Source organism: Streptomyces sp. BYX5S (assembly GCF_054724165.1).
The window spans coordinates 8,191,419-8,217,092 of sequence record NZ_CM138829.1 but is presented as its reverse complement, the minus strand read 5'-3'; the positions used below and the strand labels follow the sequence as shown (position 1 = coordinate 8,217,092).

Sequence of the window (25,674 nt, the reverse complement as noted above, 5' to 3'; positions counted from 1 at the left end):
GACGAAAGCGATGAAGGCGTTCCGGTTGGACGAACTCGAGGCGGAGAGAGCCGCCAATGACGGGGCCTACCTGCAGTTTCTGCGGGAGCGCAACATGTCGGTGGGGCTGTACGCGCTGGACGCGGGCGCGGCGGACCCGCAGCAGCCGCACCAGCAGGACGAGGTCTACCTCGTGGTCAGCGGCCGCGGTTCGATCACCGTCGGCATGGAGACCACGCAGGTCGCGCGGGGCAGCGTCGTGTACGTGCCGGCCGGGGTCGCGCACAAGTTCCACCACATCAGCGAGGACTTGCGTGTCCTCGTCGTCTTCTCGCCCCCGGAGGGCTGACCTCGGGGTTCCCTCAGGGTCGGGTCAGGGGAGGACGGGGGATCGGAAGGGCCCGCGCGGCCCTTCGACGTGCCAGCATCGAGGTGGAGACGGAAACCTCGAAGAGATTGAAGCCTCCCAGGGACGGACGGTCGTCTCGCGGAGGCAGTGGAGACAACGAAGGAGCGAGGGCAGTGCGAGAGATATTCGCGGACATGCCGTGGTGGGTGAAGTGGGTCGCGGTGCCGGTCATCGCCATCGTCGTGTTCGGTGGTCTGATCGCGAGCGTCGTCGGCTTCGTGATCGGCCTGCTGTTCAAGGTGCTGGTCTTCGCCGCGCTCGTGGGCGGACTCATCTACGTCGTCCGCAAGTTCATGACCGGCTCGTCGGCGCGGAGCCGCGACTGGTGACACCGGACGCGCACTGGTGTGCGGATCCCGGTCGTTGCGTCGCGCGACCTTTCGCACGACCGGGGGAAGTTTCCTCGCGCGGCGGGCGCCAATCGGTGGCCAAGGGTTAGAGTCCGGAATTCGATGGCTTTAGCCCCCTACGGGCCCCGAACACGTGGGGGCACCCCACGCGCATCGGGAGTGAACCTTGGCCACGGTCGGCACCGCACCCGCCGCCCCCCAGACGCTCATCGGCTCCGTGCAGCGGGCGATGCGTCTTCTCGAGGCGGTCGCCGCGCATGACCACGGGGCCCCCGCCAAGCAACTCGCGAGGGAAGCGGGGCTCGCGCTTCCCACGGCGTACCACCTGCTGCGCACGCTCACGCACGAGGGATATCTCCGCCGGGAGAACGGTGTCTTCGTCTTCGGCGACGCCGCCGAGCGTCTGAGCAGCAGCGGAGCGCAGCAGAATCGTCGCAGCATGATCACCGATGCCTTGCGGCACTGGCGGGACACCATCGGTGTACCCGTCTACTTCGCGGTCTACCGCGACGGCGAGATCGAGGTCGTCGCCGTCGCCGACACCCCGAACCATCCGGCGGTCGAGGAGTGGGCCGACTTCCGCGAGACCGGCCATGCCCATGCCATCGGCCAGTGCCTGCTCTCCCAGCTGGACGAGGTGGCCCGCAGGGACCACCTCGACCGCTACCCCGCGCAGTCCATCACGCCGTACTCGGTCCGCGACGACCGCGCACTGCTGCGGAAGTTGAGCGCGGTGGGACGCATGGAACCCGTCATCGAGCGTCAGGAGTACGCGCTCGGCACCGCCTGCGCCGCGTTCCCCCTGACCATCGGCTCGACCGCGGCGACTTTGGCCATTTCTCTCCCTAGCCATCAGGCGGAGAAACTGTTGCCCACAGCCCGCCGGTTGCAGCACGAGATCGGCAGGCTGGTAGGAACACTCGCCTTCTCTATCAGCATTTGAAAACTCACTCCTTGTAATCCTGTGTGTACGTTGAGCAAGATGCCAGCAGTGTCTGGGAGGTAATTCCTGGCCAATCGACGGCAAGTTGACGGGGTAGGCGATGCGCGAGTCGGTACAAGCAGTTCAGGCAGAGGTCATGATGAGCTTCCTCGTCTCGGAGGAGCTCTCGTTCCGCATTCCGGTGGAACTCAAGTACGAGTCCACCGATCCGTACGCGGTGCGGCTGACCTTCCATCTTCCCGGAGACGCGCCCGTGACCTGGGCGTTCGGCCGGGAGCTCCTCGTCGACGGGGTCAACGGGGCCAGTGGTGACGGAGATGTACGGGTCGAGCCGGTGGAGCGGGCCGGCGGAGCCGTCGGCGAGTTGCCGGGGGAAGTGCACATCAGGCTTCAGGTCGGTGCGGACCAGGCGCTGTTCCGGGCCGGGGTCGCGCCGCTGATCGCGTTCCTCGACCGGACGGACAAGCTGGTGCCGCTCGGCCAGGAGGAGGCGCTCGCGGACTTCGAGTCCGACCTCGACGCGGCTCTTGACCGGATCCTCGCCGAGGAGCAGAGCGCGGGCTGACTCCCCATCGGCCCGCGCCGCACCCTAGGGTGCGGCGCGACATCGGATCAGACGTAACGCTTCAGCAGTGCGGTGCACCCGAGCAGTTCCGCGCGTTGAAGCGTCCCGCTTTCACCGTTGGGCCGTCACTGTTCGGTCCACGGAGTTCGTTTCACCGTGTTCGGCCTTCAGCGCTTGCGTCGTCGGCCTCGTCCACCACCGCGTCCCGGAGCGGCAGCGGCCTTCTCGGGCCCCTGCGTCTCCGGGCGGTCGGCGGAGACCACGAGCGCGGCCAGCGCCGTCGTCACCGGCACCGAGGCGACCAGGCCGATCGAGCCCACCAGCGTCCGGACGATCTCCTCGGCCACCAGCTCGCTGTTGGCCACGTCGGCGACGCTGCTCTGCGCGATCGAGAAGAGCAGCAGCAGCGGCAGCGCGGCGCCCGCGTACGCCAGGACGAGCGTGTTGACGACCGACGCGATGTGGTCGCGGCCGATCCGGATGGCCGCCCGGTACAGGGCGCGACCGCCCATCGACGGGTTCGCCTCGTGCAGCTCCCACACGGCCGAGGTCTGGGTGACCGTCACATCGTCGAGAACACCGAGCGAGCCGATGATGACGCCGGCGAGGAGCAGACCGCTCATGTCGATGTCCGGGTACAGCCCGTGGATCAGCCCTGTGCTGTCGTCGGTGTTGCCCGTCAGGGCCGCCCAGCCGATGAACAGCGAGCCCAACAGGCCGATCAGCAGCAGCGAGACGAGCGTGCCGAGGACGGCGACGGAGGTTCTGGCCGTCAGCCCGTGACACATGTACAGCGCGATCAGCATGATGGCGCTGGCTCCGATCACCGCCACGACCAGGGGGTTCGACCCCTGCAGAATCGCGGGCAGGATGAAGAACGTCAGCACCATGAAGCTGATCGCCAGGGCGATCAGCGCCATGACACCCCGCATCCGGCCCACCAGGACCACGGCCAGGGCGAAGATCCCGGCCAGCAGCACCATCGGAACCTTGCGGTTCACATCGGTGACGGAGTACTGGAGCTCCTTCGGGGCGTCCGGCGCGTAGGCGACGATCACCTCCTGGCCCTCGCTCAGTTGCCGCGGCGAATCCGGCTGGACGACCTCGGTGAACGTACGGCCCTTGTCCTGGCCGCTGTCGATCCGGATTGTCGCGTTCTCACAGGTGCCGGACTGCTGCTTGCCCGTGGTGCCCTGCTGCGAGGTCGGGTCGCTGCTCGAACCCTGTCCCTGGGCGTTCACGGACTTGCAGTCGACCTGGTCGACCTTGGTCACCGTGGCCTGCTGCGTCTGCCGGTCGAAACCGACACCGCTGCGCTCGTGCGGGGGTGCGCCGCCCGGCCAGAACACGGCGAGTCCCACGACGACCGCGACCGAGAACGGGATCAGGATGGCCGCGATCACCTTGCGTAGGTGCCGTGACACAGGGGCCGCTGGGCCGTGGCTGTGGGAGTGCCCGTGCCCGTGGGAGGGCTCTTGGGGACTCCCATGCGGGGGATGAGGCGGCTGGGACGGGGGCTGCTGGCTGGTGGTCACCGACCGATCATCGCAAGAACGGAGGGGGCCCTCTGGTCAACGCGTCGGACAGGGCGCTAGCGTGGAGGCGCTTTTGCCATCGCGGGAGCTCGGAGCACCGGGCTGAGAGGGCGCTGACCTTCGTCCCAGCGTGTTTCACGTGAAACGACGTGAAACGCCAGACGCTGAGGGCGGATACGGCTGCGTCGACCGCTGAACCTGTTACCGGGTAATGCCGGCGTAGGGAGTAGGTCTCATGACCACAACGGACGCACACACGCCTGCCTCCACCTCGACCGAGGGCTCGTCCGAGGAGGCCGGCCAGTCCATCGGCTGGCACAAGGGATACGTCACGGGCTCTCGCCCCGACCTCCAGGTGCCGGTCCGTCAGGTGCACCTCACCAATGGGCGGGCGGTGACGCTGTACGACACCTCCGGCCCGTACACCGATCCGACCGTCGACACCGATGTCCGCCGTGGCCTCGCGCCGCTGCGGGAGAACTGGATCATCGCCCGCGGCGACACCGAGGAGTACGCGGGCCGCCCCGTCCGACCCGAGGACGACGGCATCAAGCACACGTCGCCGCGCGGCGGCCTGCGCAACCTCGACACGGTCTTCCCGGGCCGTCCGCGCCAGCCGCGCCGCGGCCGGGACGGCCAGGCCGTGACCCAACTCGCGTACGCACGCCGGGGCGAGATCACCCCGGAGATGGAGTACGTGGCCATCCGGGAGAACGTCGCCCCCGAGGTCGTACGCGACGAGATCGCGGCGGGCCGGGCCGTCCTGCCCGCGAATGTGAACCACCCGGAGATCGAGCCGATGATCATCGGCAAGCGGTTCCTGGTGAAGGTCAACGCCAACATCGGCAACTCCGCGGTCACGTCGTCGATCGAGGAGGAGGTGGAGAAGATGACGTGGGCGACCCGCTGGGGCGCCGACACCGTCATGGACCTCTCCACCGGCCGCAACATCCACACCACGCGCGAGTGGGTGCTGCGCAACTCCCCCGTCCCCATCGGCACCGTGCCGCTCTACCAGGCCCTCGAAAAGGTCGACGGCAAGGCCGAGGAACTGACCTGGGAGATCTACAAGGACACGGTCATCGAGCAGGCCGAGCAGGGCGTGGACTACATGACGGTCCACGCGGGAGTCCGCCTCCCGTACGTCCCGCTGACCGCCGACCGCAAGACCGGCATCGTCTCGCGCGGCGGCTCGATCATGGCCGCGTGGTGCCTCGCGCACCACAAGGAGAGCTTCCTCTACGAGCACTTCGAGGAGCTCTGCGAGATCCTCGCGGCGTACGACGTGACGTACTCGCTCGGCGACGGCCTGCGCCCCGGCTCCATCGCGGACGCCAACGACGAGGCCCAGTTCGCGGAGCTGCGCACCCTCGGCGAGCTGAACACGATCGCCAAGCGCCACAACGTGCAGACCATGATCGAGGGTCCGGGCCACGTCCCGATGCACAAGATCAAGGAGAACATCGACCTCCAGCAGGAGATCTGCGAGGAGGCGCCGTTCTACACGCTCGGCCCGCTGACCACGGACATCGCTCCCGCCTACGACCACATCACGTCCGGGATCGGCGCCGCGATGATCGCCTGGTGGGGCACGGCGATGCTCTGCTACGTCACGCCCAAGGAGCACCTGGGCCTGCCCAACCGCGACGACGTGAAGACCGGCGTCATCACGTACAAGATCGCGGCGCACGCGGCGGACCTCGCCAAGGGCCACCCGGACGCCCAGGCGTGGGACGACGCCCTGTCCGACGCGCGCTTCGAGTTCCGGTGGGAGGACCAGTTCAACCTGGCCCTCGACCCGGACACGGCACGCGAGTTCCACGACGAGACGCTGCCCGCGGAGCCCGCCAAGACGGCGCATTTCTGCTCGATGTGCGGGCCGAAGTTCTGCTCGATGAAGATCTCGCAGGACATCCGGCGTGAACACGGCACTGCTTTGTCGGAGGCCTCGGAGATCGAGGAGGGCATGGAGCAGAAGTCCCAGGAGTTCGCGGCCAGCGGGAACCGGGTGTATCTGCCGATCGCCGACTGACGGCGCGACGGACCGGCGCTGACGGCCCGGCGCTGACGGCCCGGCGGTGCGACGGTGGGGCCCCTCGTGAGGAGGGGCCTCCTCGTCGCCCCCGGACCGGTGCCCGCCGGAGAATCAGTCCGGCTGGTGGTCCGGGCCGCCGAAGTCCGGGCTGGAGAAGTCCGGGCTCGAGTAGCCGGCACGCTGGCCCGTGGCCGTGCCGCCGCCGTCGGGGCTGCTGAACCCCGGCCGGTTGTAGCCGAGCTGCGGCATCCTGCCGGAGGCGCCGCCGCGTCCTCCGGGGTGCGGGCCGCCGCCCGCGGAAGGATCCGCCAGGGCGTCCCGCAGGAACGGCAGGATGCCCTTCTCCAGGAGCGCGGCGCGCCAGGCTTCCCTGGCCTGCTTCACTTCCTCGCTCGCCTCGCCGTGGGTGCTCGCCTGGAGCGACGTCGACCCGTTGCGCAGTGCCGCGAGCAGCAGGCAGACGACCGCGACGAACATGCTCGCCGCGGTGATCGCGCCGAAGACCCAGCCGAAGGTGCGCAGGGTCTGGGCGAAGTCCGGAGCCGGATGGAGCATGCGCAGCAGGTAGCCGACGATCAGGAAGATCGCGGCCGCGGTTCCGGCCAGGACCGGGGCGAGCACGACGGCGACCGCGGCGACGCCCGGTCCCGTGCTCTCCCCCTTGCTGGAGGTGCCTCCTTCACGTAGGGGACGAAGGAGCCGCGGCGTGGCGCGCAGTTCCTCGCGGACCTTGACGTAGCGCTGGTACTCCTCCGCGGCAGCCGTGTTGATCAGTGCGGCGGCGCCGAGCGCCATGGTGCGCAGTTGTTCGGGGTTGAGCCGCCGGCCCACTGCGGCGAGTTCAGGACGGTCTGGTGCGGTACGCAGCGCCTCATCGAGGAGCCGCTCGAACTCGGGGCGGTCCTCGTTCAGCAAATGCGGAGCGCTGTTCATGTGCATCCCCCGATGCTCCGTAGGGCTTGGTGGCCCGCATGGGTGCGAGCCGTCGGGCAGAAACGGAGGGGAGCCTGCTACGGATAAGCCGATGGTAGAGCTGTCACGGCACGCGGTGACAGGGGGTTTCCGGAAATTGGCCCTCGGGCCAGCCGGATCCTCCGCTTTCGCGGGTGCCCCGTGAACTCTCAGGCATCCATGGGGAGTTGCTGCACGAGCAGCTTTCCGGCCATGGTCACGCCGCCGTCCATCGCGATGGCCAGGCCGTGCGCGTACACGTGCGGCCCTTCGACGGGGGGCCTGCTGTCCTCGCCCTCGCCGTCCTCGCCGCCGACCTCGCCGAGCAGGTACGGGATCGGGCTGTGGCCGTGCACGATGCGCGAGCCGCCGTACGTGTCGAGGAGCTGCCGTACGGCGCCGGGCCCGGACTCCTCGTCCTTGAACGCGAACCGCTTGGTCAACTTGCGGAACAGGTCCCAGCACTCGTCCGCGTCGTTGCGCGTGAGCGTCTCGCGGACCGTGTCGTTGACAGCCTCGATGGAGTCGCCGTAGTCGAGGTACGCGGTGGTGTCCGAGTGCGTGAGCAGGTGGTCGTCCTCGATCTCGATCGCGTCGAGCCGGGACATCCACTGCAGGTGCACGTCCTGGAGGCGGTCCATGTCGGCCTTCTGCCCGCCGTTGAGCAACCAGGCCGCCTGGAAGGTGGCGGTGCCCGCCCCGGAGTTGACGGGCGTGTCGCCGAACCGCTTCGCGCCGAGCAGCAGCAGCTCGTGGTTGCCCATGAGCGCCTTGCAGTAGCCACCGGCCGCCGCTGCCTCCGCGGAGAGCCGCATCACGAGGTCGATGACGCCGATCCCGTCGGGCCCGCGGTCGGTGAAGTCGCCGAGGAACCACAGGCGCGCGGTGCCCGCCGCCCAGTTGCCCTCGGCGTCGATCAGGCCCTTCTCGTGGAGCGCGGCGACCAGCTCGTCGAGATAGCCGTGCACGTCGCCGACGACGAACAGCGGTCCTGGGCCCTCGTCCCCCGCGGGCGCGGGCGCCGGGGCCTCGACCGGGACGGTGTCGTCCCGGCTGATGACCGGCAGATCGCGCTCGGTGGGCGTGTAGCCCTCGGGATACGCCTCGGGTGCCTCGGCTCCAGGGGCAGAGCCGTCCGAGTCCGTCGGCAGCACGTTCGCCGGTACGTCATGGACGTACGCGGGAACACGGAAGTCGCGCAGCGTCTCCGTGCGCGCTGCGGGTCCCGGACCGGCCCCCTGAGTCATCGACCCCTCCACCACCATTGCGCCGCCTGTGCACCGTATCGGACTGCCTGGTCGCAGCGGCCCGCGGTGTCGTGCGCCCATCATAGGAATGCGGCTCGCGCTGTGTGATGCACCAGGGGTGGTGAATCGGTGACGGGCGGCTGATCGCCGTGCATTTCTCCCGAATTGGTGTGGACTTTTCTTCTCGGTGGAGGGGCGGGTGAGGTCGGTCAGCCCTTGCCCGGGGAGCGGGGCGGGCTGACCGTGGTGCGGTGCGGACGTCGTTGGGACGAGGTCCGCACGATGAGTTCGGTCGGCATCACCTGCTCGACCGGCTGGTCGGAATCGACCCCTTCGATGGCATCGATGAGGAGCTGGACGACGGAGGTCCCGATCCGCCGCGGCTTGAGCGAGAGGGTGGTGATGGGCGGCTCCGTGTTCGCGTACACGCTCGACTCGCTGCAGCACACCAGCAGCAGGTCGTCCGGGACGCGCAGCCCGTAGGCGCGGGCCGCGGCGAGCAGGTCGGTGCCGTTGGGGTCGAACAGGCCGTAGACCGCGTCGGGGCGGTCCGGCCGGGCGAGCAGCCGGTCGGCCGCGACGGCCCCGGCGCACGGGTCGTGCGCGGGATACGACTCGTAGACCGGTTCCTGCCCGATCCGCTCGCACCAGCGCAGGTACGCGGAGGTGGAGAGGTGGGTGTACGTGTCCGTGGTGGTGCCGGTCAGGAGGCCGATGCGGCGGGCGCCGGCCTCGGCGAGGTGGTCGAGGATGCCGAGCACGGCGGCCTCGTGGTCGTTGTCGACCCAGGCGGTCACGGGCAGGGTGCCCGCGGGACGTCCGTCCGAGACGACGGGCAGGCCCTGGCGGACCAGCTCGGTGACCACGGGGTCGTGGTCGGAGGGGTCGACGACGACGGTTCCGTCCAGGGCGACGTTCGACCAGACGTCGGCCGGGCTGCGGCGTGAGGTGGCGGGCAGGATGACGAGGGCGTACCCGCGGGCGAGCGCGGCGGAGGTGGCGGCTCGGGCCATCTCGGCGAAGTACGCGAATTCTGTGAAGGTGAAAGGTTCATCCCCGTACGTCGTCACGGTCAGGCCGATGAGGCCCGATTTCCCGGTACGGAGCGTGCGGGCGGCCGCGGAGGGGCGATAGCCCAACCGGTCGGCGACCTCGCGGACGTGGCGTCGGGTGGCGTCCGGGAGCCGGCCCTTACCGTTGAGCGCATCGGAGACAGTTGTGATCGAGACTCCGGCGGCTGCGGCAACGTCTCTGATGCCTGCCCGGCCGGGCCGGGTGCCCCTGCGGGTCGTCTCTGCCCGGCTCACCTGGTGCTTCCCTGCTGCTGTCATGGCGAGCCGATAGTAGGGCTCATTCGGCTGCATGGTGGGGGCGCATATGCAGGCGTTGACAGGCACGTTTCTGCAAGGTGATGGACCGTCATCGACCATGGAATGCATGGGAGTTGGGGGATATGACGGTGGTACATCGCTTGTCCTCGCGCGTGGGCCTGCCAAGTCGGCGATGTTGCGAACAGGTCTCAACTCACCTTCACGAGGGATGCGCGCCACGGCGCGAGCCACCGGCGCGCGCCAGGGGACAGGGCGCTCCCCCCTCTCCGTACGCCTTCGGGAGGGCCGAAGAGCCACCCATTGGGGAGCACCGCGAATCCTCTTAAGGTGAGCAGTATTGGAACGGCGGCCACAAGGAGGACTGCGGTGAGTGAGACCAACCCCAAGCTGCGAGCGGCGCTGGCGGACATCCCCGCCTACAAGCCGGGCAAGCCGGCCGCCGCCGGGGGCCCCGCGGCCTTCAAGCTGTCCTCCAACGAGAATCCGTATCCTCCGCTGCCCGGGGTCATGGAGCAGGCGATCGCGGCCGCCGGGTCCTTCAACCGCTACCCCGACATGGCGTGCACCGGCCTGATGAACGAGCTGGCCGACCGTTTCGGTGTGCCCGCCTCGCACCTGGCCACGGGCACCGGTTCGGTCGGTGTGGCGCAGCAGCTGCTCCAGGCGACCTCGGGGCCGGGCGACGAGGTCGTCTACGCGTGGCGGTCCTTCGAGGCGTACCCGATCATCACGCAGATCAGCGGCGCCACGTCGGTGCAGGTGCCGCTGACGCCGAGCGAGGACCACGACCTCGACGCCATGGCCGACGCGATCACCGACCGCACGCGCCTCATCTTCGTCTGCAACCCCAACAACCCCACGGGCAACGCCATCCACCGGGCCGAGCTGGAACGGTTCCTCGACCGGGTGCCCTCCGACGTCCTGGTGGTCCTCGACGAGGCGTACCGGGAGTTCATCCGCGACACCGAGGTGCCGGACGGCGTCGAGATCTACCGGGACCGGCCGAACGTGGCGGTGCTGCGGACCTTCTCCAAGGCGTACGGGCTCGCGGGGCTGCGGGTGGGCTTCGCCATCGCGCACGAGCCGGTCGCGGCGGCGCTGCGCAAGACGGCGGTCCCCTTCGGTGTGAGCCAGCTCGCACAGGACGCGGCGGTCGCCTCGCTGCGCGCCGAGGACGAGCTGCTCGGCCGGGTCGGCTCCCTGGTGACCGAGCGCACCCGGGTCGTCGAGACGCTGCGGGCGCAGGGCTGGACGGTGCCCGAGTCGCAGGCCAACTTCGTGTGGCTGCGCCTGGGGGAGAAGACCATGGACTTCGCGGCGGCCTGTGAGCGGGCGGGTGTGGTCGTGCGGCCGTTCGCCGGCGAGGGCATGCGCGCCACGATCGCGGAGACCGAGGCCAACGACATCTTCTTGCAGGTGGCCGGGGAGTTCCGCAAGGAGCTGTAGGCCGTCGCGCGTCGGCGCGTGATCGTGGTGTGACAGGGGTCTCCCGTATTTACGGGGGACCCCCCTTCGTATGCCGACAATCAGTACGACATAATGCTTGTGAATGTGAACGCGTTCACAAGCGTGTCCCGGTTCCTCCCGGGATTTGTTGGATTAAAGGGGCAAACTGCCGCTGTGATCACGGCGATGTAAGGAGAAGACGCAGTGGACCCGACAACGGTCGCTCTCGCACCGGAGACCCTGGCGCGATGGCAGTTCGGCATCACCACCGTCTACCACTTCCTGTTCGTGCCACTGACGATCTCCCTGGCGGCGCTGACGGCGGGCCTGGAGACGGCATGGGTGCGCACGGGCAAGGAGAAGTACTTCCACGCCACGAAGTTCTGGGGAAAGCTCTTCCTGATCAATATCGCGATCGGGGTGGCCACCGGCCTCGTGCAGGAGTTCCAGTTCGGCATGAACTGGTCGGACTACTCGAAGTTCGTGGGTGACGTCTTCGGCGCACCGCTCGCGATGGAGGCGCTGATCGCCTTCTTCTTCGAGTCCACCTTCATCGGGCTGTGGATCTTCGGCTGGGACAAGCTGCCGAAGAAGATCCACTGCGCCTGCATGTGGATGGTGTCGATCGGCACGCTCGCCTCGGCCTACTTCATCCTGGCGGCCAACTCCTGGATGCAGCACCCGGTCGGCTACGAGATCGACAGCAAGACCGGTGTGGCCCGGCTCAACGACATCTGGCACGTGCTCTTCCAGAACACCGCGGTCGTGCAGTTCGCACACACGATCTCCTCCGCCTTCCTGACCGGCGGCGCCTTCATGATCGGCATCGCCAGCTTCCTGCTGTGGAAGATCAAGAAGCAGAAGGACGCCGGCGAGCAGGTCGACCGGAAGCGGACCATCACGCTGCGCAGCTCGCTGCGGATCGGCCTGATCACCACGATGATCGCGGGCATCCTGGTCGCCCTCTCCGGCGACCAGCTGGCCAAGGTGATGTTCAAGCAGCAGCCGATGAAGATGGCGGCGGCCGAGGCCCTGTGGGACACCGAATGCCCCGCGCCCTTCTCGATCTTCGCGGTCGGCGATGTGACCAAGGGCCACAACTCCGTCGAGATAGAGCTTCCGGGCCTGCTGTCCTTCCTGGCCGACAGCAACTTCACCAGCTGTGTCCCGGGCATCCAGGAGACGGCCCAGGCCGAGGCCGACAAGTACGGCGGCCAGCCCGAGGACTACGTCCCCAACATCTTCGTCACCTTCTGGGGCTTCCGCCTGATGATCGGCATCGGGCTCACCGCCGCCGTCGCCGCGGGTGCCGGGTTCTGGCTGACGCGGAAGAAGCGATGGCTGCTGCCCGAGCATCGAAGGGGTGAGGACGAGATCCCCAAGCTGATGCTGACCAACAAGAAGGAACTGGGCCCGACCGTCACGAAGTGGGGCTGGCGGGTCGGCATGGCCTCGTTGATCTTCCCCTTCATCGCCAACTCCATCGGCTGGATCTTCACCGAGATGGGCCGTCAGCCCTGGGCCGTCTACGGCCTGTTCAAGACCGCGGACTCGGTCTCCCCCGGCGTCAGCCAGACCGAGATGGCGATCTCACTGTCTGCTCTGACCCTGCTGTACGCGGTGCTGTTCTGGATCAACGTACGGCTGATGAAGAAGTACGCCGTCAAGGGTCCGGACACGGACGAGGAGCCGCCCACCAAGGACCCGAAGCTACGGGGGCCCTGGGACGACGACTCCGACGACGACGATGACGCCGACAAGCCCCTGACCTTCGCGTACTGAGAGGAGAAACGCCATGGGCCTCAACGACTTCTGGTTCCTTCTGATCGCCGTTCTGTGGACCGGCTACTTCTTCCTCGAAGGCTTCGACTTCGGGGTGGGGATCCTGACGCGGCTGCTCGCGCGGGACCGGACCGAGCGGCGCGTGCTGATCAACATCATCGGGCCGGTGTGGGACGGCAACGAGGTCTGGCTGCTGACCGCGGCCGGCGCGATGTTCGCCGCGTTCCCCGTCTGGTACGCGACGTTCTTCAGCGCCTTCTACCTGCTGCTCGTGCTCGCGCTGCTGCTGCTGATCGTGCGTGTGCTGTCCTTCGAGTACCGGCACAAGCGGCCGGAGGAGAGCTGGCAGCGCAACTGGGAGCTGGTGCTCTTCGTCAGCTCGCTGCTGCTGCCGTTCCTGTGGGGCGTGATGTTCGCCAACATGGTGAACGGCGTGCCGATCAACTCCGATCAGGACTTCGCCGGTTCCTTCGCCGACCTGCTGACCTGGTGGGGCCTGCTCGGCGGGCTCGCCTTCACCGCCGTGTGCACGCTGCACGGGGCCGTGTTCACCGCGTTGAAGACGCAGGGCGACATCCGGATGCGGGCGCGTGCGCTCGCGACCAAGGCGGGGGTGGCCACCGTGCTGCTCGGCGGCGGGTTCCTCGCCTGGATCCAGGTCGAGCACGGCACGGTGTGGACCGCGGTGGCGTTCGCCGTGGCGGTCGTCGGTCTGCTCGGAACGCTCGCGATGAACGCCAAGGGGCGCGAGGGCTGGGCCTTCACCTTCAACGGGATCGCGATCGCGGCCGTGGTCGCGGTGATCTTCCTGTCGCTGGTGCCGAACGTCATGCCGTCCTCGCTCAACGAGGCGTGGAACCTGACGATCGACAACACGTCCTCGGGCGCCTACACGCTGAAGGTCATGACCTGGGTCGCCGGGATCATGACGCCGCTGGTCCTGCTCTACCAGGCCTGGACCTACTGGGTGTTCCGCAAGCGGCTCGGCACGAACCACATGCCGGCCGAAGCGCACTGACCCGACAAAGGGGCGTGACGAGCTTCCTCGCCCCGTCTGCGTTCGTCTCCGTGAGGGTGTGTTTCACGTGAAACCGATCGACCCGCGTCTGCTCCGGTACGGCCGGGCCACTCGCCTCTTCCTGCTGGCGGTGGTCGTCCTCGGCGCCGCCGGGGCGGGCCTGGTCGTCGCGCAGGCCATGCTCATCGCCGAGGTCGTGGTGGGCGCGTTCCAGCACGGCCTCGACGTGGCGGACCTGCGCACGCCGATGCTGCTCCTGGTGGCGGTCGCGGTCGGGCGCGGAGTCGTGTCCTGGCTGACCGAGCTGGCCGCGCACCGGGCGAGCGCGGCGGTCAAGTCGGAGCTGCGCAGGCGGCTGTTGGAGCGGGCCGCGGGGCTCGGGCCGGGCTGGCTGAGCGGGCAGCGCACCGGGTCCCTCGTGGCGCTCGCGACGCGCGGCGTGGACGCGCTCGACGACTACTTCTCCCGCTATCTGCCGCAGTTGGGGCTCGCGGTGGTCGTCCCGGTGGCGGTGCTCGCCCGCATCGTCACCGAGGACTGGGTGTCGGCGGCGATCATCGTCGGCACGCTGCCCCTCATCCCGATCTTCATGATGCTCATCGGCTGGGCGACCCAGTCCCGGATGGACCGCCAGTGGCGGCTGCTGTCCCGGCTCTCGGGGCACTTCCTGGACGTGGTCGCGGGCCTGCCGACGCTGAAGGTGTTCGGCCGCGCCAAGGCGCAGGCCGAGTCCATCCGCCGGATCACCGACCAGTACCGCAGGGCGACGATGCGCACCCTGCGGATCGCCTTCCTCTCGTCGTTCGCGCTGGAGCTGCTGGCCACGCTGTCGGTCGCGCTCGTCGCGGTGACCATCGGCATGCGGCTCGTGCACGGTGAGATGGACCTCTACATCGGGCTCGTGATCCTCGTGCTCGCTCCCGAGGCCTATCTGCCGCTGCGGCAGGTGGGCGCGCAGTATCACGCGGCGGCCGAGGGGCTCGCCGCGGCGGAGGAGATCTTCGCCGTCCTGGAGACGCCGCTGCCGCGGTCCGGCGCGCGTGAGGTGCCCGCGGCCGGCGGCATCGACTTCGAGGGCGTCTCCGTCCGCTACGAGGGGCGTTCCACGGACGCCGTCTCCGAGGCCACCTTCCAGGTCGCCGAGAACGAGACCGTGGCCCTCGTGGGGCCGAGCGGAGCGGGCAAGTCGACGCTCATCGGCACCCTGCTGGGCTTCGTACGGCCCTCCGGCGGGCGCATCCGCGTCGGTGGTGTCGACCTCGCCGAGGTGTCGCGCGACGCGTGGCACGCGCGCGTGGCGTGGGTTCCGCAGCGTCCGCAGCTGTACGCCGGGTCGATCGCGGACAACGTACGGCTCGCGCGCCCGGACGCCGACGACGCCGCGGTGCTCGCCGCGCTGCGGGAGGCGGGAGCCGAGGAGTTCGTCGAGGCGCTGCCCCAGGGCGCGGCCACCGTGCTCGGGGAGGACGGCGCCGGGCTCTCGGCCGGGCAGCGGCAACGGCTCGCGCTCGCGCGGGCGTTCCTCGCGGACCGGCCCGTGGTGCTGCTCGACGAGCCGACGGCCGCGCTCGACGGGGAGACCGAGGCGGGCATCGTCGACGCGGTGCGCAGGCTCGCCGTGGGACGCACGGTGCTGCTCGTCGTGCACCGGCCCGCGCTGCTCGCCGCCGCGGACCGCGTCGTACGGATCGAGGCGCCCGGCGCCGGGGAACTGGTGCCCGTGCGGGGTGCCGCCCCGGGGAGCGCGACCGAGCGGGACCTGGTCGAGACCGCCGAGGCCGTGGAAGCCGCCGAGGCCGTGCCCGCGCAGGGGCGGGGCGACGCGGTGGCGGACCGGCGGCACGTCCTCACGCGGCTGCGCGACGCCGCCCGGCCGCGCCGCTCGCGGCTGGTCCTTGCGCTGCTGCTCGGGGCGCTCGCGCTCGGCAGCGCGGTGGGCCTGATGGCGACATCGGGCTGGCTGATCTCGCGGGCCTCGCAGATGCCGCCGGTGCTCTACCTGATGGTCGCGGTGACGGCCACGCGCGCGTTCGGCATCGGGCGGGCCATCTTCCGGTACCTGGAGCGGCTCGTGTCGCACGACGCCGTGCTGCGCATGCTGGCCGACACCCGGGTCGCCGTGTACCGGCGCCTGGAGCGGCTCGCGCCCGCCGGGCTGCGCACCCAGCGGCGCGGCGATCTGCTCTCCCGGCTCGTCGCCGACGTCGACGCCCTCCAGGACTACTGGCTGCGCTGGCTGCTGCCCGCGTCGGTCGCCGCGCTCGTGGGCGCGGGCTCGGTGGCGTTCACCGCCTGGCTGCTGCCCGCCGCCGGCGCCGTGCTCGCCGTGGGGCTGCTGCTCGCCGGGATCGGGGTGCCGCTGCTGTCCGGCGCGGTGTCCCGGCGCGCCGAGCGGCGGCTGGCCCCCGCGCGCGGGGTGCTCGCCACCAAGGCGGCCGAACTCCTCACCGGCACCGCGGAACTGACGGTCGCCGGTGCCCTCGCGCGCCGCAGGAAGGAAGCCGACGACGCCGACTCCGCGCTGACGCGGATCGCCTCGCGCGCCGCCACCGCGACCGCCCTCGGCGACGGGCTCACCGCGCTGCTCACCGGCCTGACCGTGGCGGCCGCCGCGCTCGTCGGCGTCCAGGGCGTGCGCGCCGGGCAGCTCGACGGGGTCTCGCTCGCGGTCGTCGTGCTCACGCCGCTCGCCGCGTTCGAGGCGGTGCTCGGCCTGCCGCTCGCCGTGCAGCACCGCCAGCGCGTCCACAAGAGCGCCGAGCGGGTCTATGAAGTGCTGGACGCGCCGGAACCCGTACGGGAGCCCGAGCGGTCCGCACAGCCGCCGCGGGACCCCTTCCCGCTCGTCGTCCGCGACCTCACCGCCCGCTACGAGGGCCAGGAACGGGACGCGCTCGCCGGCGTCGACCTCACGCTGGAGCGCGGGCGCCGCGTCGCCGTCGTCGGCCCGTCGGGGTCCGGCAAGACGACCCTCGCCCAGGTGCTGCTGCGCTTCCTCGACGCGGACGCCGGGACGTACACGCTCGGCGGGGTCGAGGCCGCGGAACTCGACAGCGACGCCGTCCGCCGGCTCGTCGGGCTGTGCGCCCAGGACGCCCACCTCTTCGACAGCAGCCTCCGCGAGAACCTGCTGCTCGCCAGGAAGGACGCCACCGAGGACGACCTGTGGGAGGTGCTCGGCCGCGTACGTCTTCGGGGGTGGGCGCGGGCGCTGCCGGACGGGCTCGACACTCTGGTGGGCGAGCACGCCGCGCGGCTGTCGGGCGGCCAGCGGCAGCGGCTCGCGCTGGCCCGCGCGCTGCTCGCCGACTTCCCCGTCCTCGTGCTCGACGAGCCCGCCGAACACCTCGACCTGGAGACGGCGGACGCGCTGACCGCGGACCTCCTGGACGCCACGCGTGGGCGGACGACGGTGCTGATCACGCACCGGCTGGCCGGACTGGAGGCCGTGGACGAGGTGGTCGTGCTCGACGGCGGGCGGGTCGCGCAGCGCGGTCCGAACGCCGAGCTGGCCGCGGTCGGCGGGCCGCTCAGGGAACTGCGGGAGCGGGAGGGCGCGGCGGAGGCGCTGGCTGCCGCGGGGGCCTGAGGAGGCCCGAGAGGGCCGGGCGTCCGGGGAGTGCCGAGCCATAACCGACTTTCGTCGCGAATTGGTACTAATTAGGCTCGTCGCATGGCAGCACCCACGGACCCCGGCGCCCCGTCCCCCGCCGAGCCCGCCGCAGCCTCCCTGGAGGCGGCGACCGAGGCGACGCGCAGCCTGCACGGGCTGTCGGCCGAGCTGACCGCGCGGCTGCCGCAGCTCCTGGAGGCGATGCGCTCCGTGGGCACCGGTCTGGAGCTGCACTCCACGCTCGACCGGATCTGCGAGACGGCCGCCGAACTCGCCGACGCCGAGTACGCCGCGATCGGCGTCATCTCCGAGGACGGCGACGGGCTCTCGGACTTCGTCTACTACGGGGTCGACGAGGCGACCGCCGAGCTCATCGGGCGGCTGCCCGACGGCCACCGGGGACTGCTCGGCGCGCTCATCCACGACCCCCGCCCGGTGCGCCTCGCGAACCTCGCGGACGACCCCCGCTCGTGCGGCTTCCCGCCGAACCATCCGCCGATGCACTCGTTCCTGGGCCTCCCCATCCGCGTACAGGGCGAGATCTTCGGCAACCTGTACCTCACGCAGAAGCGCGGCGGCGGCGAGTTCCACGACGACGATCTGAACGTGGTCCGGGTGCTCGCCACGGAGGCCGGCATCGCGATCGGCAACGCGCGCCTCTACGAAGCGGCCAAGCAGCGCGAGCGGTGGATCGACGGCTCCGTGGCGGTGACCACGGCGCTCCTGTCGGGCGGCGACGCCGACGACGCGCTCCAGGTGGTCGCGGAGCAGGCCAGGCATCTGTCGGACTCGGCGTCCGGCATAGTGCTGCTGCCCGCGGAGGAGGGCGGCATGGAGATCGTCGCCGTGGACGCGGACGAGCCCTCCGGCGCGCTCGGCGTGGTCGTCCCTCCGGAGAGCGCGATCATCTCCGAACTGCTCGAAGGGCACGCCGTGTTCGTCGACGACGCGGCCACCGACCCCCGCATGCTGACCGGCCTCGCGCACGAGTACGGGCCGTCCATGATGCTGCCCCTCCAGAGCGGCGGCCGGGTCATGGGGACGCTGATGATGGCCCGCGCGCGCGGGGGCCGTCCCTTCACCGAGGTGGAGCGCACCCTGGCCACCCAGTTCGCGTCGCAGGCGGCGCTCGCCCTGGTGACGGCGGAGGCGCAGCGCGACCGGGAGCGCCTCGCCGTCCTGGAGGACCGCGACCGGATCGCGCGGGACCTCCACGACCTCGTCATCCAGCGCCTGTTCGCCACCGGGATGATGCTGGAGACCGCCCAGCGCCGCTCCGTGGTGCCCGAGGTGCGGACCGGGGTCGGCAAGGCGGTCGACGAGCTGGACACCACGATCCAGGAGATCCGCACCGCGATCTTCGCGCTCCAGCAGGGACCCACCGAGGCGCCGTCGGGGCTGCGCACCAAGGTGCTGCGCGAGATCAACATGGCGGCGGTACCGCTCGGTTTCAAGCCCTCGCACCGCTTCCTCGGGCCCGTCGACACGGTCGTCGGCGAACTCACCGGCAAGAACCTCATCGCGGCGCTGCGCGAGGCCCTCTCCAACGCGTTCCGGCACGCGGAGGCCGACCGTATCGACGTCGTCGTGGACGCCGACGTGATCCTCCCCGACGGCTCGCAGGGCGTCCGCCTGACGGTGGCGGACGACGGCGTGGGCATCCAGGAGGGCGGTCGGCGCAGCGGCCTGAAGAACCTCAAGAGGCGGGCCGAGTCGCTCGGCGGCGCCAGTTGGTACGGGACGGGGCTCGACGGGGCCGGGACGACGGTGGTGTGGCAGGCGCCGTACTGAGACCGCGCGCCTCCCTGGTTCGGCGGTACGTCCCTGGGCCGTACGGGGGCCTGCGTTCCCTCGGCCGTACCAGCTCCGCAGGAGGACCGGAGCGCGGCGGTCAACGATCCGAGGCATGCGTCAAGGACCCCGCCGCACCGGCACTTCGCTCGCCGTCCCGGTGCTGCTGTGCGCCCTCGTGGCCCTCGGTGGCCCGCCCACGATCTCCCGGGGAGCGGAGGGCCCCGGGGCGAGCGCGGAGGTCGCGCGTCTCTACGAGGAGGCGTCGACGGCCTCGCAGCGCTACGAGAGCGGCCGCAGGGCCGCCTCCGCGCAGCGGGCGCAGGCGCGGCGGATGGAGCGGCTGCTCGCGCGGGAGCGGCGGGAGATCGCCGTACTGCACGGCGACCTCGGCCGGATCGCCCGCGCCCAGTACCGCAGCGGCGGCGACATCCCCGTCGCGGCGCAGATGCTGCTCGACGGGAACCCCGAGCGACTGATGAGCGGTCAGCGGGCCGTCTGGCAGGCCGACCTGGCGCTCAACAACGCCGTGGACAAGAGCAGGCGCGCCGAGCGCAGGCTCGCGGACGGACAGCGTGCCGCGGCGGCCGAATGGCGCTCCCTGAAGGAGCGCAATGTCCGGCTCGCACGCCTGAAGAAGGGCATCCAGAGCAAGCTCGAAGCGGCGCGTTGGCAGCTCCAGGGAGAGGCGGACCAGTCGGTCACCGCGGGGCAGTGCCGGGGCGCCGTCCGCCTCAAGGAGCCGAAGAACTCGACTACGCGCGCGTGGCTGCCCCCTGTGCGGAAGTACGCGCTGTCGGCGGGCTTCGACAGCGCGGGCGAACGCTGGGCGCACCGGCACACCGGCCAGGACTTCGCCGTCGACATCGGCACGCCGGTCCGGGCGGTGGGCGCGGGCCGGGTCGTGCGCGTGTCCTGCGGCGGGGCGTTCGGCATCGAGGTCGTCGTGCGGCACTCCGGCGGCTACTACACGCAGTACGCGCATCTGGCCGCGATCACCGTCGACCAGGGGCAGAAGGTCCGCGCGGGCCAGTGGGTCGGCCAGTCGGGCACGACCGGCAACTCGACGGGGCCGCACCTCCATTTCGAGGTGCGGCTCACGCCGGATCACGGCTCGGGCGTGGACCCGGTGAAGTGGTTCGCCGAGCGGCACGTGAAGCTCTAGGGCTCCGCTGAAGCTCTGGGGCTCCGCTGAATCTCCGGGTCCTGCTGAATCTCTGGGTCCTGCGCACGGCTAGGCGGGTTCCTGGCAGGCGCCCGTCGCCGAGGCCGCGGGGCCCGCGGACGGGGTGCGCGCGGCCAGGATGTCCTCGATGACGCGGGCCACGCCGTCCTCGTTGTTGGTCGCCGTGCGGCCGGTCGCCGAGGCGAGGACCTCGGGGTGCCCGTTGCCCATGGCGTAGGAGGTGCCCGCCCAGGCGAGCATCTCCATGTCGTTGGGCATGTCCCCGAAGGCGACCACTTCGGTGGGCGCGATGCCGCGCTCCGCGCAGCACATGGCGAGCGTGCTCGCCTTGGAGACGCCCGGCCCGCTGATCTCCAGGAGCGCGCTCGGGCTCGACCGGGTGATGGCCGCCTGGTCACCGACTCCGGCGCGGGCGAGGGCCAGGAACGCGTCGGGGTCGAGTTCCGGGTGGTACGCGAGGAGCTTGAGCACCGGCTGGTCCGCGACGTCGGAGTCCGGGGCGAGCAGCTTCTCCGCCGGGGCGACGCTCTCCCCGGGGTCCAGGTGCAGCGGCGGGTACGCCGGCTCGTGGTGCAGTCCGCCGGTGCGCTCCACGGCGAAGGTGGTGCCGGGGGCCACGTCGCGCAGGACGCGGACGACGTCGAGGGCGTCCCGGACCGACAGCTCGCGGATCTTGACGAAGCTGTGCCCGTCCGCGCCGCCGTGCAGGTCCACGACCGCGGCACCGTTTCCGCAGATCGCCAGACCGTGGCCGTGCACATGGGCGCTGACGACGCCCATCCAGCGGGCCGGGCGCCCGGTCACGAAGAAGACCTCGATGCCGGCCTCCTCGGCGGCGGCGAGCGCGGCGACCGTGCGCGGGGAGACGGTCTTGTCGTCGTGCAGCAGCGTGCCGTCGAGGTCGGTGGCGATCAGCCGGGGCGAGGGGGCGGTGGGGGCCGGGGTCCGGGGCCCAGGAGTCGGTGAGGTCACCGCTCCATGGTCGCGCATATGCGTGCACGGGCGTGCTGCGGGGCGCACATATGAGTGCGCACCTGGCTCATGCGCCCCGCTCGGTCCCCGGCGTGACGGCGTCCGTTTCAGTCGAGTTGGGCCAGCGCCTCCGTGGCGATCGCCTCGAAGGTCTTCCGGTCGGCCGCGAAGTCGGTGTCCGGGATCGGCCAGTGCACGACCAGCTCGGTGAAGCCCAGCTCACGGTGGTTGCCCGCGAAGTCGACGAAGGCGTCGACGGAGCTGAGGGGGCGGGCCCGATCGGGGGTGAATCCGGTGAGCAGGACCTTGTCGAGTTCCCCCACGTCGCGGCCGATGGCCTCGCACGCCGCGGCCAGCTTCCCGACCTGACCGCGAATGGCCTGAATCGACTCCTGCGGGGTGCCCGACTCGAACAGCTTCGGGTCGCCGGTGGTCACCCACGCCTGTCCGTGCCGCGCGGCGAGCTTCAGGCCGCGCGGGCCCGTCGCGGCCACCGCGAACGGCAGCCGGGGGCGCTGCACGCAGCCAGGGATGTTCTGGGCGCCGACCGTTCCGCCCGCCGAGTAGAACGTGCCGTCGAAGCTGACCGTGTCCTCGGTGAGCAGCCGGTCGAGCAGCGGGACGAACTCCGCGAAACGGTCGGCCCGCTCGCGCGGCGTCCACGCTTTCTGCTCGCTGTGCGCGAGAGCGCTTGCGTCGAATCCCGTGCCGCCCGCCCCGATGCCGAGCGTGATCCGGCCACCGGAGATGTCGTCGAGCGTGAGCAGTTCCTTGGCGAGGGTGACGGGGTGCCGGAAGTTCGGCGAGGTCACGAGGGTGCCCAGGCGGATCCGCTCGGTGGCGGTCGCCGCGGCCGTCAGCGTCGGCACGGCCCCGAACCACGGCCCGTCCCGGAACGGCACGCGCCACGACAGGTGGTCGTACGTGTACGCGGTGTGGAACCCCAGCTCCTCGGCGCGCACCCATGCGTCGCGGGCGCCCTCGTGCCAGCGGCGGTAGGGCAGGATCACGGTGCTCAGGCGCAGGGGGCGAAGGGGTGCGGCGGGGGCGTTGTCGGTCATGCCTGTGAGCGTATGCGCAGGTGCGACGCTCAGCAGGCCTGGCCGGGAAAGCGCAGGTAGCGTGGGGGTACGGCGGCGGTGAGCCAGACGCCGTTGGCGCTGATCCGGAACGTGTGTCCGGCGCGGTGCATCGCGCCCGCGTCGACCGGGAGCACGACGGGGCGGCCGCGGCGGGCGCCGACCCGGGTGGCGGTCTCACGGTCGGCGGAGAGGTGGACGTCGTGCCGGTTCATCGGCTTGAGGCCCTCGCGGCGGATCGCGTCGAGGAAGCGGGCGACGGTGCCGTGGTACAGGTACGCGGGCGGCTCGGCCTCGGGCAGGCCGAGGTCGATCGCGACGGAGTGGCCCTGGCTCGCGCGGATCCGGGAGCCGTCGACGGCGAAGCGCCGCTTGTCGTTCTCGGCGACCACCCGCTCCAGCTCGGCCCGCCCGATCGGGAAGCCGTGCGCGCGGGCCGCGTCGAGCAGCGCGTCGATCTCCACCCAGCCGGCCTCGTCGAGCGTCAGGCCGATCCGCTCCGGCTGATGCCGCAGGTGCTTGGAGAGGTACTTCGAGACTCTGACGGCGCGTTGCTCGTTCATGGCGTCAGGTTGCCCCGGAGGACCCCCGCCGTGCATGCGGATTTCTTCCGTGAGTTTCGGCTCGCATGTTTGATCCACAGCCAAGTCGAGTTATCCACAGGGTAGTTGGCGTTTCTGTGGACAACTCCTCGGTGAAATAGCCGATTTGGTCAACTTAGTCCTTATTGGCGGGATTTGCTGCCAACGTGTCCAACGTTCGCTTCTGTACTTCTCGTTCAGCCGCCGCGGCGACGAACGCGGCGACGTTCTCCGCGCCAACAAGTCTGCGTACGGCTCGTATTGTCTCCGCCGGCAGCGCCACTTTTTCCGGTTCCTCCACTGCTTCCACCGCGGATCCTTGAGCGAGGTGGTGGTGCAGGTGGCGGGTGGCGAACAGGCGCATCGCGCGCGCGAGTTCGGCGTCGACCGAGTGCTGGGCGAGCGGCCTCAGCCGACGGACGAGCGACGCCGCTTCGGCCGCTTCCGCGTCCGTCGGAGGCTGCGGGCCGAGATAGCGCGCGAAGACGTGTTCAGTAGTGAACTCCAGGAAACGGGCCGCGATGTGCTCGACCTGACCCCTCAACTCCCGCAGATGGCCCGAGATCGCGGAAAGGGGAACACCGGCCGCGTGCAATTCGGCTGCCACGGCCAGCTCTTGAGGGCTCGGGACGAGGAACTCGTCGTCCGTTCCCGGAACACGCTCCAGCACGCCGAGCTCGACCGCGTCCTGTACCGCCACCTCGTCGGGCTCGCCGCCGAACCTCTCGTCCAGCTCCGCGCGCGTGATGCGCCCCGTCCGCTCGTCCGTCCACGGCCCGTCCACCTCGGCGACCAGACCGAGTACGCCGCCCAGGCCCCGCCCCGCGTCCCAGGCCTCCAGCAACTCCTTGATGGACGCCAGCGTGTAGCCGCGGTCCAGCAGGTCGGCGATCCGGCGCAGCCGGGACAGATGCGCGTGCGTGTACACGTTCGCCCGGCCGCGGCGCTCGGGCCGCGGCAGCAGCCCGCGGTCCTGGTAGGCGCGGATCGTGCGGACCGTGGCCCCGCTGTGGTGGGCCAGGTCCTCGATCCGGTACTCGGCGTCCGGCTGTCCCGCCCCGTCGCCGGTGCTCACAGCGGCGGCTCCAGGCGGGCGACCGCGCGCAGGGCACGCGGCGTGAAGCGGGACATCAAGTGGGCGCCGCGGGCCTCCGGGGTGACGGGGACTACCGCCTTGTCGTGCACGACGGCGCCCAGGATCGCGTCGGCGACCTTCTCCGGCGGGTAGTTGCGCAGCCCGTACAGGCGCGAGGACTTCTTCTGGCGGCGCTTCTGCTCCGCCGCGTCGACCCCGGCGAAGCGGGCCGTCGCCGTGATGTTCGTGTTCACGAAGCCGGGGCAGATCGCGGAGACCCCGATGCCCTGCCCGGCCAGCTCGGCGCGCAGACACTCGCTGAGCATCAGGACCGCGGCCTTGGAGGTCGAGTACGCGGGCAGCGCCTTCGAGGGCTGGTACGCCGCCGCGGACGCGGTGTTCACGATGTGGCCGCCCTGGCCGCGCTCGGCCATCTGCTTGCCGAAGAGACGGCAGCCGTGGATGACGCCCCACAGATTGACGTCGAGGACCTTCTTCCAGTCCTCCGGGGTGGTGTCGAAGAACGAGCCGGACAGGCCGATCCCCGCGTTGTTCACCAGGACGTCGACCACCCCGTACTCGTCCGCGACCTTCGCGGCGAGTTTCTCCATGGCCTGCTCGTCCGAGACGTCGACGGTCTCGCCCCAGGCCTCGGGGGCGCCGACGAGCCGGGCCAGCTCGGCGGTCCGCGCGGCGCTCTCCGCGTCCCGGTCCACGGCGATCACGCGCGCGCCGGCCTCCGCGAAGGCGAACGCGGTGGCCCGCCCGATGCCGCTGCCCGCACCGGTCACCAGGACCAGCTGGCCGCCGAACCGGTCCGCGTACTTGCCGTCGGCCACCGTGCGCTGCGCGGGCAGACCGGCGGCGCCCTGCCCGTCGTTGGCCGTCACGAACTCGCCGATCCATGAAGCGAGTTGATCGGGGCGGGTGCGCGGCACCCAGTGCTTGGCGGGCAGCACGCGGCGCGTCAGCTGGGGCGCCCACGACTCCAGCTGGTCGTACAGCTTCGGCGACAGGAAGGCGTCACCGAGAGGCGTGACGAGCTGCACGGGCGCGTGCGCGTACGCGTCCTCGCGCGGGTGGCTCAGCCGCGCACGGACGTTGTCCCGGTACAGCCAGGCCCCGTGCGCGGCGTCCGACGGCAGTGACGCCGTCGGGTAGTCGCCCGCCGGGACGCGCTCGACGCGCTCCAGGATCTTCGGCCAGCGCTTGCCGAGCGGCCCGCGCCAGGCGAGCTCCGGCAGCACGGGGGTGTGCAGCATGTACACGTACCAGGACTTGGCGCCCTGCCCGAGGAGCTGGCCCACCTTGCGGGGCGTGGGCCGCTTCACGCGCTGCTTGATCCAGTGCCCGAAGTGGTCGAGGGACGGGCCCGACATCGACGTGAAGGACGCGATGCGGCCCTGGGTGCGCTCGACCGTGGCGAACTCCCACGACTGCACCGAACCCCAGTCGTGCCCCACCAGGTGCACGGGGCGGTCCGGGCTGACCGCGTCGATCACCGCGAGGAAGTCGTCGGTCAGCTTCTCCAGGGTGAAGCCGCCCCGCAGCGGCTTCGGAGCGGTGGACCGGCCGTGCCCGCGTACGTCGTAGAGCACCACGTGGAAGCGGTCCGCGAGCCGCGCGGCGACCTCCGACCACACCTCCTTGGAGTCCGGGTAGCCGTGCACGAGCACCACCGTGGGCCGCTCGGGCCCGCCGGGCTCTCCCAGCTCGACGACGCACAGCTCCAGTCCGCCCGTGCGCACCCAGCGCTCGCGCGCCCCGTGGATCGTCATCAGGTCCG

Annotated in this window: 20 protein-coding genes; 11 read left to right on the top strand and 9 right to left on the bottom strand. The window is 70.8% G+C overall.

Annotated features, from left to right (window positions below; all coding sequences use genetic code 11):
• Nucleotides 1-10: 10 nt before the first annotated feature.
• The 4 genes from ACYBSK_RS37150 to ACYBSK_RS37135 all read left to right on the top strand — a co-directional run bounded on the left by ACYBSK_RS37150 (nt 11) and on the right by ACYBSK_RS37135 (nt 2,246).
• On the top strand, nt 11-328 hold the full coding sequence (locus tag ACYBSK_RS37150; RefSeq protein WP_457481573.1) for a cupin domain-containing protein: 318 nt from the start codon (nt 11-13) through the stop codon (nt 326-328).
• Nucleotides 329-501: 173 nt separating this feature from the next.
• Nucleotides 502-717, top strand: a complete 216-nt coding sequence (locus ACYBSK_RS37145; RefSeq protein ID WP_457481572.1) for a DUF5326 family protein — start codon at nt 502-504, stop codon at nt 715-717.
• Nucleotides 718-967: 250 nt separating this feature from the next.
• Complete coding sequence (locus tag ACYBSK_RS37140; protein ID WP_460247176.1) at nt 968-1,681, top strand: IclR family transcriptional regulator; 714 nt, start codon at nt 968-970, stop codon at nt 1,679-1,681.
• A gap of 100 nt (nt 1,682-1,781) precedes the next feature.
• Nucleotides 1,782-2,246 (top strand): SsgA family sporulation/cell division regulator, encoded by a 465-nt coding sequence (locus tag ACYBSK_RS37135; protein WP_457481571.1) that lies wholly within the window; start codon nt 1,782-1,784, stop codon nt 2,244-2,246.
• 167 nt (nt 2,247-2,413) lie between these two features.
• Here the strand turns inward: ACYBSK_RS37135 and ACYBSK_RS37130 are convergent, their stop codons facing one another.
• Nucleotides 2,414-3,781: a YibE/F family protein gene (locus tag ACYBSK_RS37130; RefSeq protein WP_460244721.1), complete on the bottom strand. Its 1,368-nt coding sequence runs from the start codon at nt 3,779-3,781 to the stop codon at nt 2,414-2,416.
• Nucleotides 3,782-4,016: 235 nt separating this feature from the next.
• Here ACYBSK_RS37130 and thiC point away from each other — a divergent pair, with 235 nt between their 5' ends.
• A complete protein-coding gene (thiC, locus tag ACYBSK_RS37125; RefSeq protein WP_460244720.1) occupies nt 4,017-5,813 on the top strand; it encodes a phosphomethylpyrimidine synthase ThiC in 1,797 nt (598 codons plus the stop codon).
• 114 nt (nt 5,814-5,927) lie between these two features.
• Here thiC and ACYBSK_RS37120 read toward each other — a convergent pair whose 3' ends face one another.
• From ACYBSK_RS37120 to ACYBSK_RS37110, 3 genes are all read right to left on the bottom strand, one after another.
• Entirely contained in the window at nt 5,928-6,755 is an 828-nt protein-coding gene (locus ACYBSK_RS37120; protein ID WP_457481568.1) for a hypothetical protein, read from the bottom strand.
• Nucleotides 6,756-6,937: 182 nt separating this feature from the next.
• Nucleotides 6,938-8,014, bottom strand: a complete 1,077-nt coding sequence (locus ACYBSK_RS37115) for a metallophosphoesterase (protein ID WP_460244719.1) — start codon at nt 8,012-8,014, stop codon at nt 6,938-6,940.
• Nucleotides 8,015-8,223: 209 nt separating this feature from the next.
• On the bottom strand, nt 8,224-9,345 hold the full coding sequence (locus ACYBSK_RS37110) for a LacI family DNA-binding transcriptional regulator (protein WP_460244718.1): 1,122 nt from the start codon (nt 9,343-9,345) through the stop codon (nt 8,224-8,226).
• 366 nt (nt 9,346-9,711) lie between these two features.
• On the opposite strand from ACYBSK_RS37110, the gene hisC reads away from it, so the two are divergent.
• The 6 genes from hisC (at nt 9,712) to ACYBSK_RS37080 (ending at nt 20,160) form a co-directional block, all read left to right on the top strand.
• On the top strand, nt 9,712-10,791 hold the full coding sequence (gene hisC / locus ACYBSK_RS37105; protein ID WP_457481565.1) for a histidinol-phosphate transaminase: 1,080 nt from the start codon (nt 9,712-9,714) through the stop codon (nt 10,789-10,791).
• 204 nt (nt 10,792-10,995) lie between these two features.
• A complete protein-coding gene (locus ACYBSK_RS37100) occupies nt 10,996-12,573 on the top strand; it encodes a cytochrome ubiquinol oxidase subunit I (protein WP_460244717.1) in 1,578 nt (525 codons plus the stop codon).
• A 13-nt stretch (nt 12,574-12,586) separates the two neighbouring features.
• Nucleotides 12,587-13,591 carry a cytochrome d ubiquinol oxidase subunit II gene (gene cydB, locus ACYBSK_RS37095; RefSeq protein ID WP_457481563.1) on the top strand — a complete coding sequence of 335 codons (1,005 nt, stop codon included), beginning with the start codon at nt 12,587-12,589 and terminating at the stop codon, nt 13,589-13,591.
• A 67-nt stretch (nt 13,592-13,658) separates the two neighbouring features.
• Complete coding sequence (gene cydD, locus ACYBSK_RS37090) at nt 13,659-17,180, top strand: thiol reductant ABC exporter subunit CydD (protein ID WP_460244716.1); 3,522 nt, start codon at nt 13,659-13,661, stop codon at nt 17,178-17,180.
• Between the two features lie 84 nt (nt 17,181-17,264).
• Nucleotides 17,265-18,995 carry a GAF domain-containing sensor histidine kinase gene (locus ACYBSK_RS37085; RefSeq protein WP_457481561.1) on the top strand — a complete coding sequence of 577 codons (1,731 nt, stop codon included), beginning with the start codon at nt 17,265-17,267 and terminating at the stop codon, nt 18,993-18,995.
• Between the two features lie 115 nt (nt 18,996-19,110).
• Nucleotides 19,111-20,160, top strand: coding sequence for a M23 family metallopeptidase (locus ACYBSK_RS37080; protein ID WP_457481560.1), 1,050 nt, complete (start codon nt 19,111-19,113; stop codon nt 20,158-20,160).
• A 69-nt stretch (nt 20,161-20,229) separates the two neighbouring features.
• On the opposite strand, the gene ACYBSK_RS37075 is transcribed toward ACYBSK_RS37080, so the two are convergent.
• The 5 genes from ACYBSK_RS37075 to ACYBSK_RS37055 form a co-directional block, all read right to left on the bottom strand.
• Entirely contained in the window at nt 20,230-21,171 is a 942-nt protein-coding gene (locus ACYBSK_RS37075; protein ID WP_457481559.1) for a Cof-type HAD-IIB family hydrolase, read from the bottom strand.
• 89 nt (nt 21,172-21,260) lie between these two features.
• On the bottom strand, nt 21,261-22,214 hold the full coding sequence (locus tag ACYBSK_RS37070) for an LLM class flavin-dependent oxidoreductase (RefSeq protein WP_460244715.1): 954 nt from the start codon (nt 22,212-22,214) through the stop codon (nt 21,261-21,263).
• 29 nt (nt 22,215-22,243) lie between these two features.
• Nucleotides 22,244-22,795, bottom strand: coding sequence for an RNA 2'-phosphotransferase (locus ACYBSK_RS37065; RefSeq protein WP_460244714.1), 552 nt, complete (start codon nt 22,793-22,795; stop codon nt 22,244-22,246).
• A gap of 154 nt (nt 22,796-22,949) precedes the next feature.
• Nucleotides 22,950-23,888: a MerR family transcriptional regulator gene (locus ACYBSK_RS37060; protein WP_460244713.1), complete on the bottom strand. Its 939-nt coding sequence runs from the start codon at nt 23,886-23,888 to the stop codon at nt 22,950-22,952.
• The gene (locus tag ACYBSK_RS37055; RefSeq protein WP_457481983.1) at nt 23,885-25,666 is read right to left on the bottom strand and encodes an SDR family oxidoreductase; all 1,782 of its coding nucleotides are present in this window, start codon (nt 25,664-25,666) and stop codon (nt 23,885-23,887) included. Before ACYBSK_RS37055 ends, ACYBSK_RS37060 begins: the two co-directional genes overlap by 4 nt.
• Nucleotides 25,667-25,674: the final 8 nt, after the last annotated feature.

Bases quoted from the DNA above. Each gene is read 5' to 3' on its own strand.
- ACYBSK_RS37150 (WP_457481573.1), top strand. From the start codon at position 11: ATGAAGGCGTTCCGGTTGGACGAACTCGAGGCGGAGAGAGCCGCCAAT.
- ACYBSK_RS37140 (WP_460247176.1), top strand. From the start codon at position 968: ATGCGTCTTCTCGAGGCGGTCGCCGCGCATGACCACGGGGCCCCCGCC.
- ACYBSK_RS37135 (WP_457481571.1), top strand. From the start codon at position 1,782: ATGCGCGAGTCGGTACAAGCAGTTCAGGCAGAGGTCATGATGAGCTTC.
- thiC (WP_460244720.1), top strand. From the start codon at position 4,017: ATGACCACAACGGACGCACACACGCCTGCCTCCACCTCGACCGAGGGC.
- ACYBSK_RS37120 (WP_457481568.1), bottom strand. From the start codon at position 6,755: ATGCACATGAACAGCGCTCCGCATTTGCTGAACGAGGACCGCCCCGAG.
- ACYBSK_RS37115 (WP_460244719.1), bottom strand. From the start codon at position 8,014: ATGACTCAGGGGGCCGGTCCGGGACCCGCAGCGCGCACGGAGACGCTG.
- ACYBSK_RS37110 (WP_460244718.1), bottom strand. From the start codon at position 9,345: ATGACAGCAGCAGGGAAGCACCAGGTGAGCCGGGCAGAGACGACCCGC.
- cydB (WP_457481563.1), top strand. From the start codon at position 12,587: ATGGGCCTCAACGACTTCTGGTTCCTTCTGATCGCCGTTCTGTGGACC.
- ACYBSK_RS37085 (WP_457481561.1), top strand. From the start codon at position 17,265: ATGGCAGCACCCACGGACCCCGGCGCCCCGTCCCCCGCCGAGCCCGCC.
- ACYBSK_RS37080 (WP_457481560.1), top strand. From the start codon at position 19,111: ATGCGTCAAGGACCCCGCCGCACCGGCACTTCGCTCGCCGTCCCGGTG.
- ACYBSK_RS37075 (WP_457481559.1), bottom strand. From the start codon at position 21,171: ATGCGCGACCATGGAGCGGTGACCTCACCGACTCCTGGGCCCCGGACC.
- ACYBSK_RS37070 (WP_460244715.1), bottom strand. From the start codon at position 22,214: ATGACCGACAACGCCCCCGCCGCACCCCTTCGCCCCCTGCGCCTGAGC.
- ACYBSK_RS37065 (WP_460244714.1), bottom strand. From the start codon at position 22,795: ATGAACGAGCAACGCGCCGTCAGAGTCTCGAAGTACCTCTCCAAGCAC.
- ACYBSK_RS37055 (WP_457481983.1), bottom strand. From the start codon at position 25,666: ATGACGATCCACGGGGCGCGCGAGCGCTGGGTGCGCACGGGCGGACTG.